Annotated in this window: 13 protein-coding genes; 5 read left to right on the top strand and 8 right to left on the bottom strand. The window is 41.9% G+C overall.

The features are described from left to right. Positions 1 to 3: 3 nt before the first annotated feature. Together ELZ61_RS04985 and prlC are read right to left on the bottom strand one after the other, a co-directional pair. Positions 4 to 1,800, bottom strand: coding sequence for a transferrin-binding protein-like solute binding protein (locus tag ELZ61_RS04985; protein WP_126371908.1), 1,797 nt, complete (start codon positions 1,798 to 1,800; stop codon positions 4 to 6). A 187-nt stretch (positions 1,801 to 1,987) separates the two neighbouring features. After that, positions 1,988 to 4,030, bottom strand: coding sequence for an oligopeptidase A (gene prlC, locus ELZ61_RS04990; protein WP_126371910.1), 2,043 nt, complete (start codon positions 4,028 to 4,030; stop codon positions 1,988 to 1,990). A 123-nt stretch (positions 4,031 to 4,153) separates the two neighbouring features. On the opposite strand from prlC, the gene ELZ61_RS04995 reads away from it, so the two are divergent. Beyond that, complete coding sequence (locus tag ELZ61_RS04995) at positions 4,154 to 4,516, top strand: YbaN family protein (protein ID WP_103855603.1); 363 nt, start codon at positions 4,154 to 4,156, stop codon at positions 4,514 to 4,516. Between the two features lie 81 nt (positions 4,517 to 4,597). After that, complete coding sequence (locus ELZ61_RS05000) at positions 4,598 to 6,133, top strand: peptide ABC transporter substrate-binding protein (protein WP_126373595.1); 1,536 nt, start codon at positions 4,598 to 4,600, stop codon at positions 6,131 to 6,133. 32 nt (positions 6,134 to 6,165) lie between these two features. Here ELZ61_RS05000 and ELZ61_RS05005 read toward each other — a convergent pair whose 3' ends face one another. From ELZ61_RS05005 to erpA, 4 genes are read right to left on the bottom strand one after another with little or no spacing between them, the layout of a single operon-like run. Then, positions 6,166 to 6,927: a PIN domain-containing protein gene (locus tag ELZ61_RS05005; RefSeq protein WP_126371912.1), complete on the bottom strand. Its 762-nt coding sequence runs from the start codon at positions 6,925 to 6,927 to the stop codon at positions 6,166 to 6,168. Between the two features lie 30 nt (positions 6,928 to 6,957). Further along, positions 6,958 to 9,336, bottom strand: a complete 2,379-nt coding sequence (gene mrcB, locus ELZ61_RS05010; protein ID WP_126371914.1) for a penicillin-binding protein 1B — start codon at positions 9,334 to 9,336, stop codon at positions 6,958 to 6,960. 33 nt (positions 9,337 to 9,369) lie between these two features. Continuing rightward, positions 9,370 to 9,729, bottom strand: a complete 360-nt coding sequence (locus ELZ61_RS05015; protein ID WP_103855600.1) for a YacL family protein — start codon at positions 9,727 to 9,729, stop codon at positions 9,370 to 9,372. 13 nt (positions 9,730 to 9,742) lie between these two features. Next, positions 9,743 to 10,084 (bottom strand): iron-sulfur cluster insertion protein ErpA, encoded by a 342-nt coding sequence (gene erpA, locus ELZ61_RS05020; protein ID WP_103855605.1) that lies wholly within the window; start codon positions 10,082 to 10,084, stop codon positions 9,743 to 9,745. Positions 10,085 to 10,222: 138 nt separating this feature from the next. Here erpA and map point away from each other — a divergent pair, with 138 nt between their 5' ends. Beyond that, entirely contained in the window at positions 10,223 to 11,026 is an 804-nt protein-coding gene (gene map, locus ELZ61_RS05025; protein WP_103855599.1) for a type I methionyl aminopeptidase, read from the top strand. A gap of 145 nt (positions 11,027 to 11,171) precedes the next feature. Further along, on the top strand, positions 11,172 to 13,769 hold the full coding sequence (gene glnD / locus ELZ61_RS05030) for a bifunctional uridylyltransferase/uridylyl-removing protein GlnD (protein WP_126371915.1): 2,598 nt from the start codon (positions 11,172 to 11,174) through the stop codon (positions 13,767 to 13,769). A gap of 53 nt (positions 13,770 to 13,822) precedes the next feature. Here glnD and ELZ61_RS05035 read toward each other — a convergent pair whose 3' ends face one another. Continuing rightward, a complete protein-coding gene (locus ELZ61_RS05035) occupies positions 13,823 to 14,683 on the bottom strand; it encodes a DMT family transporter (protein ID WP_126371917.1) in 861 nt (286 codons plus the stop codon). 30 nt (positions 14,684 to 14,713) lie between these two features. Beyond that, entirely contained in the window at positions 14,714 to 16,003 is a 1,290-nt protein-coding gene (hemL, locus tag ELZ61_RS05040; protein ID WP_126371919.1) for a glutamate-1-semialdehyde 2,1-aminomutase, read from the bottom strand. A gap of 307 nt (positions 16,004 to 16,310) precedes the next feature. Between hemL and wecA the strand changes: the two genes are divergently transcribed. After that, positions 16,311 to 17,381, top strand: a complete 1,071-nt coding sequence (gene wecA / locus ELZ61_RS05045) for a UDP-N-acetylglucosamine--undecaprenyl-phosphate N-acetylglucosaminephosphotransferase (protein WP_164550722.1) — start codon at positions 16,311 to 16,313, stop codon at positions 17,379 to 17,381. Positions 17,382 to 17,387 lie beyond the last annotated feature (6 nt).

The following is a 17,387-nucleotide window of genomic DNA, read 5'->3' on the forward strand; positions in this document are numbered from 1 at the left end:
CTTTTATTGTTGAATTTGTTTCCCACCAAAAACGGCACCGAAAGTTTTGTCTTCTTTGATTACAGTTCCCCCAATTTCATTGGCGTTTGTACCGTAAAAATGACCAACGACATTTGCTTCACCAGTAATAACAGAACCAGATCCCGTAGTATTACCATCGTGTACGGCGAGATTTGCTTTTCCAGTAAAGCCATTGTCTGTTATAGCGAGGTTTTCAAATTTTACGGCTGGCATTTCGCCATTATTTTTCAATTCGCCCGATACTTGGTGAGTAGCAAAATTTGCTGTAAATTCAGCATCTTGATAACGTCTTGATACATTAGCAGCTTGACCTTTACCAAATCCATACCAATGCCCGAGGTATTTTACTTCACCAGTTGAAGGAATTTCAGAAATAGGCGTAACATAGCCTTGTACAAATAGATTACCTCTCTTATCAGTTTGATTATCTACTTGTTTTATTTCGTGGTTTTCAACGCCAAAACGTAAAAAGCTAAAATTTCCGCAGCATATATTGTCTGTTTTAGTGGTATCTAAATTAACCAAAATGCCATCAATTTGAAGCGTATTAATATCGCCAGAAAAATTTTGTGATTGTGGTTTATTTTCAGCAAAGGTGCTTCTATCTCCTTCATTGGTGAAAGGCAAGGTTTGAGCATTTAGACGCTTACCGTCAGTTTCAACCCCCTCTTCTGAATTTTGCTTGGCCGCAAAAACGCCAGCGAAATGATTGTCTTCCGACCATACTCGTCCAGCTAATTGTTTTGCCTTTTTACCTGCAAAGGAGCCTAATACTTTTGCGTTTTCTGGTAATGGGGGATTGCTATTTCCTTCATTCGCAAAGAGGGTGGTCTGACTATTTTTTGTAGCATTACCACGGAAACCATTTTCTGTAATTGTTGCATTAATATCATAAACAATTCGTTTATTATTTTCATCAATGGCATCAAGTTGTCCGCTTACTGTTTTACTTGAAAAGTCAACAGTAAAAACAGCTTTGTTTTGTTTTGATGTTCCTCCAGCTTGCCGGCCAGGTTCGTGGTATGAACCACTACCACTACTTTTTTCTGGGGTATAGGTTGCATATTCCCAAACACCGTTATAAGTTACTTTTCCTTTCACCGGCATATCCATTGTTTTTTCGCGAATGGCATAAAAAATATTGTTATAGCTTTGCCCTTTAGGAAGAACGGTTTTGGGATCTTGTTCAATTAATTCAATAAAACCGACTTTTGCATCACCATACTCTGTAATTTTGAGATAAATGTAATTAACACGATCTTCTGTAGAATAAAAAACCAAGGTTGTGCCTTTCTCTTTGTCCTCTATAGGAAAGACTTGTGAAATATCTTTCACCGCTCTTTTCCATACTTTTTTGCCATTTTCATCAATAACTTGAATAGACTCTGAATGGGCTTGATGATCTTGAGTGAGAGGATAATCCCCTTTAAATAATAGAACATCATAATCTGCTGGATTAAGGTTAGTGCGTGTATCGCTAATGATGCGTTTTTGGGTTTTTACATATTCATAATCACTATTCATTACAAAAACATCTCCGCCTCCGCCAGCTCCCCAAGGGGTTGTGGCTACCCAAGCCATTTCACTTAGATCCTCTGGTGCAGGAGATTCTAGTTTTTTGCCGTTATTTTCATTGACATAACTAGGTTTAGCAGGCTGATTATCAGTAATAACATTAGGTGGGTTAGCATTCTCCACTTCAAATCCACCGCCGCCAGAAGCACAGCTTATGCAGAATAATGAACTGAGCGTGCATAGAATAGTTTTCTTCATTTCCATAAAACATCTCCTTATTAGTAATAATTCTCATTAATATTATTATAAATAAGAATTATTATCAAAAAATATTTTAAGAATGAGGAAGATTCTATGAAATGCTATTTCAATAATGCTTAGTGGTGATATTTATAGATATGATGAATGAGGTGCATAGATCTTAGCTATGCACCCTGAGGAGAAGTGAATGCTATTGAGTTGAAATTCCCTTATGTTTTAACAAGGCATCTAATTGCGGTTCTCTGCCGCGGAAGCGTTTGAACAACGTCATTGGCTCTTCTGAACCGCCACGGGTAAGGATTTCGTCTAAGAACGATTGCCCTGTTACGGGATTGAAAATGCCTTCCTCTTCAAAACGTGAGAATGCATCTGCCGATAGCACTTCCGCCCATAAATAGCTGTAATAGCCTGCCGCGTAGCCACCCGCGAAGATGTGGCTGAAGCTGTGCGGATTTCTGGCCCAATCCACACCTTTAATCACTGCCACATCTTCTTTCACTTGTTTTAAGGTGTCCAAAATTTGATTTGGCTGGTTCCCATCAAAATAATGGTGCAAACGGAAATCAAATAGCCCAAATTCAAGCTGACGTAACACGAACATTGCTGCTTGGAAGTTTTTCGCTTTAAGCAACTGTTGCAATTTTTCTTTTGGTAGCGGTTCGCCAGTTTCATAATGCCCTGAAATAAAGGCAAGTGCGTCTTCTTCCCAACACCAGTTTTCTAAGAATTGGCTTGGTAATTCTACCGCGTCCCAAGGCACGCCATTAATGCCAGCCACATCTGCGACATCAATTTGCGTGAGCATATGGTGAATGCCGTGTCCAAATTCGTGGAATAAGGTGGTGACTTCATCGTGCGTAAAGAGTGCCGGTTTATCGCCCACTGGTGCGTTAAAGTTACAAGTGAGATAAGCCACTGGCTGTTGAATTGTGCCATCGGCTTTACGACGGCGACCAACACAGTCGTCCATCCACGCACCGCCACGTTTATTTTCACGGGCGTATAAGTCTAAATAAAAACTACCGCGCACTTGATCTTGGCTATCAATCAAATCAAAGAAACGCACATCTTTATGCCAAGTATCCACATCAAAACGTTCTACGGCGCGCATATTAAATAGGCGCTTGATTAGCTCAAATAAGCCTGAAAGTACGCGATCTTCTGGGAAATAAGGGCGAAGTTCTTCATCATTAATGGCGTATAAATGTTGTTTTTGTTTTTCGCTATAAAATGCAATATCCCAAGGCTCAAGTGCGGTAATATTAAAGTGCGTTTTACAAAACGCTTCTAATTCCGCTAATTCTTGTTGTCCTTGTGCTTTGGAACGGCTTGCCAAATTATCGAGGAAATCCAACACTTGTTGCGGATTTTCAGCCATTTTAGTGGCAAGGGAAAGCTCGGTGTAATGCTCAAAATCAAGCAATTTTGCCAATTCAACGCGCAAGGTTAAGATCTCTTGCATTATGGCGGAATTATCCCATTTCCCAGCATTCGGGCCTTGTTCTGAAGCACGAGTCACAAAAGCGCGGTACATTTCTTCACGCAATTGGCGATTTTCACAATAGGTCATCACTGGCAAATAGCTTGGAAACTCAAGAGTGAAGCGATAACCTTCTAGCCCTTTGCTTTCTGCGGATTGTTTTGCCGCTTGCAAAGCACTTTCTGGCAAGCCTGCTAATTCATTTTTATCCGTGATCACCTTATCCCAGCCCATTGTGGCATCTAGCACATTATTGCTAAATTGTGAGCTTAATTCGGATAAACGAGCAACAATTTCGCCATAGCGTTTTTGTTTTTCTGGTGGAAGCGAAATGCCAGACAATTTGAAATCGCGCAACGCATTATCAATGGCCTTTTTCTGCGCCACGCTGTAGGTTTCATATTCTGGGCTATTTTTCAGCTGTAAATAGGCTTGGTATAAGCCTTCGTGCTGCCCTAACCAAGTGCTATATTCAGAAAGCAATGGCAAGCAAACTTGATAGGCTTCACGCAATTCAGGGCTATTTTTCACCGCATTTAAGTGGCTCACAGGCGACCACGCTTTGCTTAAGCGATCGCCACTTTCGGTAAGTGGTTCAATAAAATTCTGCCAAGTTAAGTGCGGTTGTTTTAAAACCTGTTCTACAGTATCTCGATTTTCTTGAATTAATTGACTAATTGCAGGTTGAATATGTTCTGGTTTAATTTGCGAAAACTGCGGTAAGAGAGTTTCGCTTAACAATGGATTTGACATAAAAGCTCCTTGCTTTTAAAAGAAAGTATTAAGCTAACAAATAAGGGAAGATTTTATAATATCAAGGTTGAGAAATCTAAAAAAATATGGATAATTGAGAATAATTTTTATTTGGAAAGAAAAATGAAAGCAATTTACATCATTTTAGGATTTATTTCACTGGCACTTGGCATTATTGGCGCATTTTTGCCCCTGCTGCCGACCACGCCTTTTTTGTTGCTCACCGTGTTTTGCTTTGCGCAAGGTTCTGAACGTTTGCATAACTGGATCATTCAAACGGAGCTGTACAAAAAACATCTGCAATCTTTTAGCGAACAACGGGCTTTAACCTTAAAAACCAAAATCCGTATTCTTATTTTATCCACCACAATGCTGGCCATCGGCTTTTATTTCACGCCGACAATGTTTGGCAAAGCGGCGATTTTGCTTGGCTTGCTGATTCATTATTGGGTGTTCTTCTTTTGGATTAAAACCCTGAAAGAATAATGCGCGCGAACGGAAAGAATAATTGGTAATCAAGGGGCGTTTTTGTATAATGCCCCTATTTTTACATCAGCCTTTAAGCCAATGTCATCATTTAAACTTCTTCCTATTTTGCCAAGTGCGGTGCTTTTTTGCGCAGTTTTTTTCTTAACCAGTTGCGATCAGCCAAAACAGGTTGCGATCCCTAATTCCGCACCAACACAAACGCCCACCACTGAGCCTGAAGTGCGTATTCCCCACTTAGTACGTGGCGTTTATGGGGATTTAGTGATTTCTCCAGAAAAACTGCAAAACGATGAACAAGCGAATTTTTTGCGTGATACTTTAGAAGGCTTGGTAATTTACGATCCGCACGGTAACGTGATCCCAGCCGTCGCGCAGAGCTGGCAAACGAAAGATAACAAAGTTTGGACATTCACTTTGCGCGAATCGGCAAAATGGTCTAACGGCTTGCCGGTTACCGCAGAGGATTTTGTGCAAAGCTGGCAAAAACTGATTGCATCACAAAGCCAATTAAAACGTTATTTGGTCTATATGGGGCTACGTAATGCTGAGGCAATTCTCCAAGGTGAAAGCCCCCCTTCTCAATTAGGTGTAACGGCACTTTCAGCACATCAGTTAGAGATCCAACTTGAAAAGCCGACCCCTTATTTGCCTGTGATGCTTGCTCACCCCGCACTGTTACCTCAATACCTTGCTCCTCATCAAGGCTTTGTTAGCAACGGCGCTTATTATGTGAAAGATCAGCAAGGTGATGAAATTCATCTAGCGCAAAATCCTTACTATTGGCAAGCTGAGAAAGTCGCCTTTTCCTTGGTTGATTATAAAAAACTCACACCAAACCAAGACTTAACGGGCATTGATATTGTTGCCAATCCCAAACAAAGCAATGTGCAACTCACCTATTCGCCAAAACTTTGTACTTATTACTACGAATTTAATTTTAACGATCCAAGGCTAGCCAAAAGTGCGGTGCGAAAATCTCTAGTTTTTCTCGCTTCTGCACGAAATTTAGTGCGTGGCGAACAGCAGGCACGTCTTGCTAGCAATCATTTTCTGCCCCAATCAATGCAAGGCGAACCTGAAAATGCGTGGTCGCCAGTGTTAGTGGAACAGCTTTTACAGCAAAATGGTATCACTGAAAAATCCCCACTGGTGCTGCGTTTAACCTTTGATCAAGAAGGCTTTAATCACACCATTGGACAACGTTTAGTGCAAATGTGGTCACAATCAGATCTCATTCATATTCAGGCTGATCCCGTGCCTTGGCAAACCTTGTTGGAAAAACGCGCCAAAGGGGATTTCCAAATTATTCGCTCTGGCTGGTGCGCCGATTATAACGATCCCTCTGCATTTTTGATGAATTTTTATTCCAAAAGCCCAGACAATAAATCCGCTTATCACAATGAAAAAGTAGATGCGCTGCTAGAGCAAAGTTTGCAACCAATTTCTACACAAAAACGCACCGCACTTTATCAACAAGTTAGCCAATTATTGCAGCAAGATAATGTGGTTTTGCCGGTTTTTCAGTACACAACCCCAATTTATCTTAGCCCCAACTTACAAGGCATTGATAAACAAAATCCGACTAATGTGATTTATAGTAAGGATTTGAGATAAATAGCCCCAATAATTTTTATGGGATTTTAAAATTATTTTGAAAAAATAATTTGTCTAATTTCACTAATTTGTGATGTATTTAAACCATCATCCCTAAAAAAGCTCTTGAGCCAATTTGTTTGTGTTTCTAACTTATTAGGGTGATGCCTTTTTTCGAAGCTATTTAATTTTGCTTTGGCACGATCAACATAGCTTTTTAATTTTGTTGATTGAGCAGGAGAGAAATCCACCATTTTTATTAGGGCTTTAACATCTTTTTCTGCCAGATTTTCTGCTTTTAATAAAGAATTTACCCAATTAAATTGACTTTGAGGTTTGCTTGGTAAATTTCTCGGAGAGATTTTGTTTATTTTATCAATTTGCTCCTGTATTTTTGAGGCAAATACAGTCATATTTTTAGTTTGTCTATTATCTATTGAATGCTGATTGGCTTGGGGAATATGATCTATGCTATCTAATCGCTCAGCTTGTTTGATCCGCTCTTTTGTAAGATAGTAATGAATAATAGAATCAAAGCCCTTATCTTTGGAAATAATATAAAGAGAATCAAATTGAAATTCTGTGGTAATACGCGCCATTTCATCAACAATAATAAAATCTAACGCATTTTTTCCAGCTTTTGGGCATTCAATAATACGGCAATTTTGTCCGAACATCATCAAAGATTTAATCAGCATAACAGGCAATAATTTTTGGTTTTCACCAATACAAAGCACAATAAAATGATCATTCGGTGATAAATAGTCTAATGTTTTAGGTTGGACATTTTCATAGTCAATAAAGATTAGTTTCATTGTATTACCTGATAAAACCTAAGAATATTTTTAATTTGCAGGCATAGCTTCTTCCACTGGAGCGGGCTGAGCGCCTAAAGTTGAGGGTTTTAACACGTCCCATAGGCTTTGTCGTTTCGGCTCTGGGGCGGTTTCTCTTGGTGCGGAACAGAAAGGTTGGTTACGCTCTGCCCACACTGGGATTTGCCTTGCGCTGCTGCAATCCCAACCGCCATAGCTATTAATGCCGACCCATTTAATGCCTGCTGGGGTTGATGGGCGTAAGGTTTTCGCTTGCGTGCGTTGCAGATAGTTTTTATACACCTGCAATGCGCCTGTTGCGCCTGTTAAACGGGTTTCGCCATTGTCATCACGGCCAAGCCAAACGGTGGCCACATTTTCGCCGTCAATCCCCACAAACCAAGTATCGCGCGCAGAGTTTGTCGTCCCAGTTTTACCCGCTAGACGTAAATGGGCAAATTGATTTTGCAAACTGCGCGCCGTACCGCGTTCTACCGTTTGTTGCATTGCAAAAAGGATTTCATAAGCGGCTTGCGCTGGCACAACTTGTTCTGGTTGCATTGTGCGCTGATAAATAAGTTCCCCTTGCTGATTAGTAATGCTATCAATGGTAGCAAGAGGAATATTTGCCCCTTGGTTTGCAATGGTTTGGAACAATTTCGTTACTTCATAAGGAGAGATCGAATAAGATCCTAGCAACATCGCTGGCACTTTTGGAATTTTCACTTTATCCCAGCCCATCGCTTTTTGGGTTTCAATCACTTTGCTTAAGCCCACTTTCATTCCGATATTCACCGTTGGAATGTTTAATGAGCGAGCGAGCGCGTCCATTAACATCACCGAGCCACTATAACGGCGATCATAGTTGCGCGGCTGCCAAGGTGGACTGCCTTTGGTGCGAATAGTAATCGGCTGATTTTGAATTGGCGTATTTAAACGAAATTCGCTCGGTTCAGTAAGTGCGGTCAAATAAATTGAAGGTTTTACTAATGAGCCAATTTGTCGTCTGGCATTTAACGCACGGTTAAAGCCAGCATAGTTGGTTTGCAGACCGCCCACAATGGCTTTGATTTCACCATTGCAATAATCCGCCACGATCATTGCTGATTCTAAATAAGGATTTTTATATTTTAACTGCAATTCAGAAACCGCATTAATCACCGCTTGTTCTGCATAGTGCTGCTGCTTAATATCCAAAGTAGAAAAAATGCGTGTGCCAGATAAACTGCTCGCCCGATTTTCGCCTAATTGCTGACGAAGTTCTGCCTGTAAGGTTTGAATAAAGGCAGGATATTTACGGTTAATTTGCCCACGTTTTTGCACGCCAAGAGGGCGTTTGCTCAACATATCATAAAGTTCTTGCCCAATCACTTTGTGTTCAAGCAATAAACGTAATACCACATTACGGCGTTCAAGGGCGTTTTCAGGGTTACGCCAAGGATTATACAGCGAAGGGCCTTTTACCATTCCCACCAATAAGGCGATTTGATCCAAATTGATCTCACGAATTGAGCGACCAAAATAAAAATGGCTCGCTAATTCAAAACCGTGAATTTGCGTGTTGCCGTTTTGCCCGAGATAAATTTCGTTGAGATAGGTTTCTAAAATGCGGTTTTTGTCATAACGCCAATCTAAAATCAACGCCATCAAGGCTTCGTTGATTTTTCTTGTAAAGGTGCGCTCGTTAGAAAGGAAAAGATTTTTAACCAACTGCTGAGTTAAAGTACTTCCGCCCTGCACACGATGGCCAGCTTGAAAGTTTGCCACCATTGCCCTTGCAATGCCTAAAGGGCTTATACCTTCGTGTTCGTAAAAACGGCGATCTTCGGTTAAAAGTAAGGTATCAATCAATAATCTTGGGTAATTTTGCAAAGAAAGGGTTAAGCGCTCTTCTTTTTCTGATTGCAACATTGCGATTAATTTCGGCGCGAGCGGAAACGCATCAATGGCTTTCACATTCACCAAATCTTCGATCACCGCTAATTTATTGTCTTTAAAACGTAAGCGAAAAACACGCTGAGCTTCAGGTTGAACAGGAAATGGAAAAGCGCCACGCAACAAAACAATGGTGTTGTCTTCAATTTTGAAATCCCCAGGTGCAGCTACCATTGTGGTTTGGCGATAATCATTTTCGAGCAGACGTTGCTTCACTTGTTCAAGGCTAAGATCATCACTTAAACGAATGGATTCAATACGGCTATACACTTCCGCTGGCAGCTGCCAGATTTGGCCGTCCATTTTGGAGCGAATTTGCCCGTCTAAATAAATGCCGTAAAAAATGATGTAACACACCACGACAAACGCAACTTTTAGCAAAAAATTACGCAAACGCTTTTTGCGTGAGAGCTTGCCCGTTTTATTTGTTTCAGCCGTTGGTTGTGTTTCTGGCGTTGAGTTACTTTCTGACATTGCTCTGTTATACCTAGTTATCTGGCCCGAACCTTAGCGGTTAAAGGATAAATAAGATTGTAAAAACTGCTCAAAATCTTCCAAACCACAAAAAGCTAAACTTTCTTCATCATAATAATGGAAATCTTGCTCAAGTTCTTGCTGTTCATCGATAGAAAGATTATTCGCGCGCACCATCACTTCATCTGCGCTGATAAATACACTGTATTCTGCACCGAGCAATTTAAAATCCTGCATTGGTGCTTGGCGTGCTTGATTGATAAGAGAAAGTGCGGTAGAAATTAACTGAAAATTTGACCGCACTTCTGTATTAAGCCAATTTGCCACGGCTTCGTGTCCCATTGAACATTTGGCTGAAATTTGTCCGCCCTGGGCAAAAAATTGATAATCCATTTTGCGAATTGGGTTAGATACTGAAAGATGAACCGCAACCACAAGTGGTTGTGGCGTTAGGGTTATTTACCACAAAACGCGAGCCTTCCAGCCCTTCGGTGTAATCCACCGTACCGCCAATTAAATATTGCAAACTCATTGGATCAATCACTAACTGCACGCCAGAATTCTCAATGGTGAGATCGCCGTCGTTTACTTTTTCATCAAAGGTAAAGCCATATTGGAAACCGCTACAACCACCACCTGTGATATAAACGCGTAATTTAAGCTCGCTATTTTCTTCTTCACTGATCAAGGCTTTTACTTTATTAGCCGCCGCATCGGTAAAGGTTAAAGGGATTGCCATATCTGTCATCATTTATCTCGCTTCTATCCTTGTAAATTGTAAGTTGGCTATTATCTAATAACCAAGTAAACCATTCAAGAATTTATCAAGGATTTTTCCACGTAAAGGTGGTAAAATAGCGCACAAAATTTTTGTCAAGGAGAAGTTATGGCAATTCCAATTAGAACAGAACAAGAAATCGAAAAACTGCGCGAAGCCTGCAAATTGGCTTCAGACGTGTTAGTAATGATTGAACCCTATGTGAAAGCAGGCGTTACCACAGGGGAATTAGATCGCATTTGTCACGAGTATATGGTGGAACAACAAAAAGTGATCCCTGCTTGTTTAGGCTATCACGGCTTCCCGAAAGCCACTTGTATTTCCATTAACGAAGTGGTGTGCCACGGCATTCCAAGTGAAGGAAAACAGCTAAAAAACGGTGATATTGTGAACATTGATGTAACCGTGATCAAAGATGGCTACTACGGCGATAATTCCAAAATGTTTATCGTTGGCGAACCAAGTATTCGTAGCAAAAAATTAGTGGATGCCACCCAAGAAGCCCTATATATCGGTTTACGCACGGTCAAACCGGGTATTCGCTTAAGAGAAATCGGCAAAGCAATCCAAAAATATGCGGAATCGCAAGGCTTTAGCGTGGTGCGTGAATATTGCGGACACGGTATCGGCACGGAATTTCACAACGATCCACAAGTGCTACATTATGACGGTGATGACGGCGGTGTGATCCTGAAAGAAGGAATGGTGTTCACCATTGAGCCGATGATCAATGCAGGCAAGCGTGAAGTGCGTTTAATGGGCGATGGTTGGACAGTAAAAACCAAAGATCGCAGCCATTCCGCACAATTCGAGCATCAAATTGTTGTTACCGCCGATGGCTGTGAAGTAATGACTATCCGCGAGGAAGAAGAAAAAGCAGGACGCATTCAGCGTTTTATGGTGAATGTGTAATCTCCCCTAACCCCTCTTTTTCAAAGAGGGGAATTTCCTAGTGGAGATAAAGTGGAGATAACTTAAAGTGCGGTAAAAAATTATCAAATTTTCCACCGCACTTTATCTATAACAAACCTGAATACCCCCAAAGGAACAAGCCCAAATGTTTACCTACTCGTCCACAACGCCACTCAGCATTCAATCCGTCAAACAGCAAAAAGAGCAACTAAAAAACTTTGAGTTGGCTCAGTTCCAGCAATCTTCCGTCTATAAATTACTGGAAAATCGTACAAAATTTTATGACGATTTATTGCGACATCTTTGGGCGCATTTTCAACTGGATCAACAGCGAGATCTTAGCCTGATTGCGGTGGGCGGTTATGGGCGTGGGGAAATGTTTCCCTTGTCTGACTTGGATTTCTTGATTTTAGCGCAATCACAACCTCACGAAGACATTCAACAACAAATCCGTGAGTTTGTGCAATTTTTATGGGATTGCGGTTTTGAAGTGGGACATTCTGTTCGCACCTTGGCAGAATGCGAACAAGCTGGGCGAGAAGATATTTCTATCGCCACCAATTTACTTGAAAGCCGTTATTTATGCGGTAATGAAAAATTATTTGAAAAACTCACCGCACTTTTAATCCAACCTGATTTTTGGCGTATGGCGGATTTTTATCAAGCCAAAATCGCCGAAAAAAATGCGCGCTATCAACGCTACCACAATACCAGTTATAACCTTGAACCTGACATAAAATACAGTCCCGGCGGTTTGCGCGATCTGCATTTGTTGTATTGGCTTGCCTTGCGCCACACGGGGGCAAAAAATTTGCAAGATATTTTGCAAACTGGCTTTATTTACCCTGAAGAATACGATTTATTACAAGAAAAACAACAGTTTCTGTTTAAAGTGCGGTTCGCTTTACATTTAATTTTAAAGCGTTACGACAACCGATTGTTGTTTGATCGCCAAGTGAAAGTGAGCGAATTGCTCGGCTATCAAGGGGAGGGCAACCAAGCAGTGGAAAAAATGATGAAAGCTTTTTTCCAAGCCTTGCAAACCATTGCCACGCTCACCCACATTTTAACCAAGCATTATCGGGAACATTTTATCGATAAGCCAAGCCAGCAAACTTGTTTTCCGTTGGATCGCCATTTTCACCTTGCCAATAACGCCATTTGCTTAACGCAAAAAGACTGTTTTCATCAGCAGCCTGACAGTATGCTCGATTTGTTTTTCTATCTTACGCAATATCCAACGGCAGAAATTCATTCCAGCACGTTACGCCAATTAATCCGCACGATCGAAACATTTCAGGGATATTTAAGCGAAAATGCGCAAGGTAGAGCAAAATTTTTACGCTTATTTGAACAGCCTCATTGCGTGCAACGGGCTTTTTTGCCAATGCACCAATACGGCGTGTTACGCATCTATTTACCGCAATGGCAGCACATTGAGGGGCTGATGCAATTTGATTTATTTCATAGCTATACGGTTGATGAACATAGCTTGCGCGTAATGCAAAAATTAGAAAGTTTTACCCAGCCAGAAAGCCAAACGGCGCACCCGATTTGTTATGCCATTTTTGCCCGATTACCACAGCGCACTTTGCTTTATCTCGCTGGATTATTCCACGATATTGCCAAAGGGCGTGGCGGTGATCACGCTGAACTTGGTGCGCAAGATATGGCGTATTTTGCTCGGCTACACGGCTTTTCGAGCCAAGAGAGTGAATTAATGCAATGGCTTGTGGCGCAGCATTTATTGATGTCCGTTACGGCACAACGGCGCGATATTGACGATCCCAATATCGTCCTTGCCTTTGCCGAAGAAGTGAAAACTCAGCAACGCCTTGATTTGCTCACTTGTTTAACCGTGGCAGATATTTGTGCCACCAACGAAACCCTTTGGAATAGCTGGAAACGTTCTTTATTAACAAGGCTTTATCAATCCACCACGGCACAATTTAATTTAGGAATGGCCAGCTTGTTGGATAATCAAGATAAAATTGCTCAGCATAAAAATCAGGCTTTGGCTTTATTACAAAAAGCCCAGCCCGAGCTTGCGCAAGACGCCATTGAACAATTATGGCAAACTTTCCCGCAAGATTATTTTTTGCGCAACAATCCACAGCAAATTTGCTGGCATACTGGGCTAATCGCCGAAAGCCGCAAGCAAAGTGCGGGGCAAAATGTAGTAAAAATTAGCAACCGTTTTTCCTCAGGTGGCACGGAAGTGTTTATTCATTGTGAAGATCAAGCCAACTTGTTCCATAAAGTGGTGAGTACCATTGGCGCAAAATGTTTCAGCATTCACGATGCGCAAATTCTCACGGCGGAAGACGGCAAAGTGTTCGATAGTTTTATTGTAACTGAATTAGATGGCTCGCTTGCCAAATTTGATCGCCGCCGTGAGCTAGAACACGCTTTGCAAAAAGCCTTGAGCACAAACAAAATCGCCAAAGTCAGCACGATGAAAAATCATCAGCTTAAGCCATTTCGAGTAAAAACCGAAGTGCGATTCTTGCATTTAGCCAAAACCACGCACACAGAAATGGAGCTATTCGCCTTGGATAAAGCGGGGCTTTTGGCAGAAATCAGCCAAATTTTCACCGCACTTCAGCTTAATATTCAAAATGCCAAAATCACCACCATTGGCGAAAAAGCAGAAGATTTCTTTATTTTAACTAATCGCGATGGCAAGGTGCTGTCGGAGCAAGAAAGGGAAGCGTTAGAACAGCAGATTTTAGCATCTATATAATAAAACACCGCTTTTTGAAAGAGCGGTGCTTTTTTCTGATTTTTTTTCGCTTATTATTTACGCAAATTTTCTAAAGCTACGGCGGTGATGATGATTGCGCCGCCGAGTAGCATTGTGAGTGTTGGGACTTCATTGAGCCACAGCCACGCGATTAAAATGGCGTAAACGGGTTCAAGGGAAATGATCATTGCGGCGGTTCTGGCGCTGAGTACGTCAAGGCTGGAAACAAACAGGGTGTACGCAAGGCTGGTGCAGAGCAAGCCAATGCAGGCGATCCAAAACCAATCTTGCAATGATACGTTCGGTAATTCGTTAGCATAGAACGGTAAAAGCACGATAACGCCCACTAAATATTGCCACCAGCTGGCTTGGCTGCCTGAAAGTATGCCGCGATTTTTGCGGTTTAGCACCGCAAGCAAGCCGTAAATTGCGCCTGAAAAAATGCCCCATAACAGACCTTGTGTGGATTGGTTGCCAAATTCAAAAGCAGGCGTAACAAGGATTAAACCAAGCGTAATGGCGAGTAATAAGAAAAACTCGCGCAATTTCAACCGCACTTTGAAAATCAACATTTCAAATAAGCACACAAAGGCGGGAAAACTGGCAAAGCCCAGCGTTCCCACTGCCACACCGCCTACTTTAACCGCAATATAAAAGGTAACCCAATGGGCGGTAAGCAAACTCCCCAACACAAATTGTAACAAAATGCCTTGTGTGGAAAGTTTGGTTAAGGGCATTTTCTTATACAGGAAGAAGAGGGAAAGCGCTGCCAGTGCGATAAAAACACGCCCTAGCACCAACACGCCTGCGCTGCTTTCAATAAGCACGCCTAGCACGCCAGTTAAACCAAATAACACCGCAGTGCTATGCACTTTGAGCAAAGCAAGCTGATATTGTTTGTTCGCGTTTTCCATTTGTTCTCCTATATTTATTGCCGTTTTTCGTTACGCCGTTTTCATTTCAGCGAAAGCCTTATCGGCGGCTTGCAAGGTGCGCTCAATATCTTCATCGCTATGCGCTAAAGACATAAATCCCGCCTCATAAGCAGATGGCGCAAGATACACACCTTGTTCAAGCATTTTATGGAAAAACTGTTTGAATTTTTCCGCATCGCATTTCATCACTTGCTGATAACTGCTGACTTCAGGCTGATCGGTGAAGAAAATACCAAACATTCCGCCCACATAATTCACCACAAATGGAATGCCGTGTTTATCGGCAAGTGCTTTTAAGCCAAGGGCTAATTTTTCCGTTTGCTCAGCCAGACGCTGTTCATTGCCGGCTTTTTTCAGCTCGGTTAAACAAGCCAGCCCAGCCGCCATTGCGATTGGGTTGCCTGAAAGCGTTCCTGCCTGATAAACAGGGCCAGTTGGTGCGATATATTGCATAATTTCTTTTTTACCGCCAAATGCGCCCACGGGCATTCCGCCACCGATCACTTTACCAAGGGTGGTTAAATCAGGGGTTACGCCATAATATTGCTGTGCACCGCCTAATGCCACGCGAAAGCCTGTCATCACTTCGTCAATAATTAACAATGCGCCATATTGATCACAAAGTTCACGCAGTTGTTGTAAAAAGCCTGCTTTTGGTGGAATACAATTCATATTGCCTGCCACTGGCTCAATAATCACACAGGCGATGTCATCAGGATATTGCTCAAAGGTTTGTTTTACAGACTCAATATTGTTGTATTCGCAAGTTAAGGTATGTTTAGCAAAATCAGCAGGCACACCGGGGGAACTTGGCTGACCAAGGGTTAGCGCGCCTGAGCCTGCTTTCACTAGCAAACTATCAGAATGGCCGTGGTAGCAACCTTCAAACTTGATGATTTTATCTCGTTTGGTATAACCGCGCGTCAAACGAATGGCCGACATTGTAGCTTCCGTTCCTGAACTCACCATTCGCACCATTTCGATAGAAGGTACAAGCTGACAAACTAACTCTGCCAAGTCAATTTCTAACGGTGTAGGCGCACCAAAGCTTAAGCCTTTTTCTGCGGTTTTTAACACCGCACTTAAAATGGCTGGGTGGTTGTGGCCTAAAATCATCGGGCCCCAAGATCCCACATAATCAATGTACTGCTTGCCGTCCGCATCAAAAATATAAGCGCCCTCAGCGCGATCAATAAACACTGGCGTGCCGCCAACGCCATTGAATGCACGAACAGGGGAATTCACCCCACCAGGGATCACTTTCTGCGCTTGGGAAAAGAAATTTTCTGAATGGTTCATTGTTGTATCCTTAATTTATTTACATAAAAATCGTTAAAATTGTGGGCTATTGTACTGTAAAACTGGGGGCTGCTGATAATTTATTTTACATTTGAGTTATTATTTAAAATTTGCGCACTCTTTGTTGCAGTTCTCATAAAGAGAGCCACTCTTGATTTCAAACTGCGCCGCGATTGCGCAAATTTTAAATAATAACTCAAATGTAAAATAAATTATCAGCAGCCCCAAAAATTTATAAAAATATTTATGCGCACTTTTGCCTTTATGGTATGCTTTCGCCACTTATTTTTTACTGAAATTATTCATTATGTTGTTGAGTTTTCTGCTCACATTTCTCGGCGCACTGCTCTCTTTATTTGTAATGCGTCCGATTGCGCAAAAAATCGGTTTAGTGGATAAACCAAATTACCGCAAACGCCACAAAGGGGCAATCCCCCTGATTGGGGGCATTTCGCTATTTATCGGTAACTGCGTGTTCTATTTTTTAGAATGGGATCAAATGCGGCTGCCTGCGCTCTATCTTTTCAGCATTTTTGTGCTGTTAGCCATTGGTATTTTAGACGATCGCTTTGACATCAGCCCGTTTATTCGAGCAGGAATCCAAGCCTTTCTCGCAATTTTAATGATCGATATGGGCAATATTTATCTCGATCATCTTGGACAAATTTTAGGCCCATTCCAATTAACGCTCGGTTCAATCGGCTTGATGATCACGGTGTTCGCCACCATCGCGGTGATCAACGCGTTCAATATGATAGACGGCATAGACGGCTTGCTCGGTGGCTTATCCAGCGTGGCGTTTGGCGCCATTGGCATCTTGCTGGTAATGGATAACCAAATGGATCTCGCCTATTGGAGTTTTGCCTTAATCATCGCTATTTTGCCTTATTTAATGCTCAATCTTGGCATTCCTTTTGGCACAAGATTTAAAGTGTTTATGGGTGATGCAGGCAGTACGCTGATCGGCTTTACCATTATTTGGATCTTGCTACTTAGCACGCAAGGCAAAGGCCACCCAATGAACCCAATCACTGCACTATGGATTATCGCCATTCCTGTGATTGATATGATCGCCATTATTTACCGGCGCTTACGCAAAGGCAAAAGCCCATTCCGCCCAGACAGATTGCATATTCATCACTTAATGGTGCGCGCAGGGCTAAGCTCACGCCAAGCCTTTTTATTAATCACCTTTATCGCCGCGCTATGCGCAGGTTTTGGCATTTTAGGCGAAGTTTATTACATCAATGAATGGATAATGTTTGTCGGCTTTATTCTGTTATTTTTCATCTATGTCTTTTCTATTGCCAGAGCGTGGCGCATCACCCGCTGGGTAAGAAGAATGAAGCGCCGTCATCGCCGTTTAGCACAACAATAGGAGAAA

It is taken from the genome of Avibacterium volantium (genome assembly GCF_900635775.1).
Lineage (GTDB): Bacteria > Pseudomonadota > Gammaproteobacteria > Enterobacterales > Pasteurellaceae > Avibacterium > Avibacterium volantium.

Bases quoted from the DNA above. Each gene is read 5' to 3' on its own strand.
- mrcB (WP_126371914.1), bottom strand. From the start codon at position 9,336: ATGTCAGAAAGTAACTCAACGCCAGAAACACAACCAACGGCTGAAACA.
- wecA (WP_164550722.1), top strand. From the start codon at position 16,311: ATGTTGTTGAGTTTTCTGCTCACATTTCTCGGCGCACTGCTCTCTTTA.
- ELZ61_RS05035 (WP_126371917.1), bottom strand. From the start codon at position 14,683: ATGGAAAACGCGAACAAACAATATCAGCTTGCTTTGCTCAAAGTGCAT.
- ELZ61_RS05005 (WP_126371912.1), bottom strand. From the start codon at position 6,927: ATGAAACTAATCTTTATTGACTATGAAAATGTCCAACCTAAAACATTA.
- ELZ61_RS04995 (WP_103855603.1), top strand. From the start codon at position 4,154: ATGAAAGCAATTTACATCATTTTAGGATTTATTTCACTGGCACTTGGC.
- ELZ61_RS05015 (WP_103855600.1), bottom strand. From the start codon at position 9,729: ATGGATTATCAATTTTTTGCCCAGGGCGGACAAATTTCAGCCAAATGT.
- prlC (WP_126371910.1), bottom strand. From the start codon at position 4,030: ATGTCAAATCCATTGTTAAGCGAAACTCTCTTACCGCAGTTTTCGCAA.
- erpA (WP_103855605.1), bottom strand. From the start codon at position 10,084: ATGACAGATATGGCAATCCCTTTAACCTTTACCGATGCGGCGGCTAAT.
- map (WP_103855599.1), top strand. From the start codon at position 10,223: ATGGCAATTCCAATTAGAACAGAACAAGAAATCGAAAAACTGCGCGAA.
- ELZ61_RS05000 (WP_126373595.1), top strand. From the start codon at position 4,598: ATGTCATCATTTAAACTTCTTCCTATTTTGCCAAGTGCGGTGCTTTTT.
- hemL (WP_126371919.1), bottom strand. From the start codon at position 16,003: ATGAACCATTCAGAAAATTTCTTTTCCCAAGCGCAGAAAGTGATCCCT.
- ELZ61_RS04985 (WP_126371908.1), bottom strand. From the start codon at position 1,800: ATGGAAATGAAGAAAACTATTCTATGCACGCTCAGTTCATTATTCTGC.
- glnD (WP_126371915.1), top strand. From the start codon at position 11,172: ATGTTTACCTACTCGTCCACAACGCCACTCAGCATTCAATCCGTCAAA.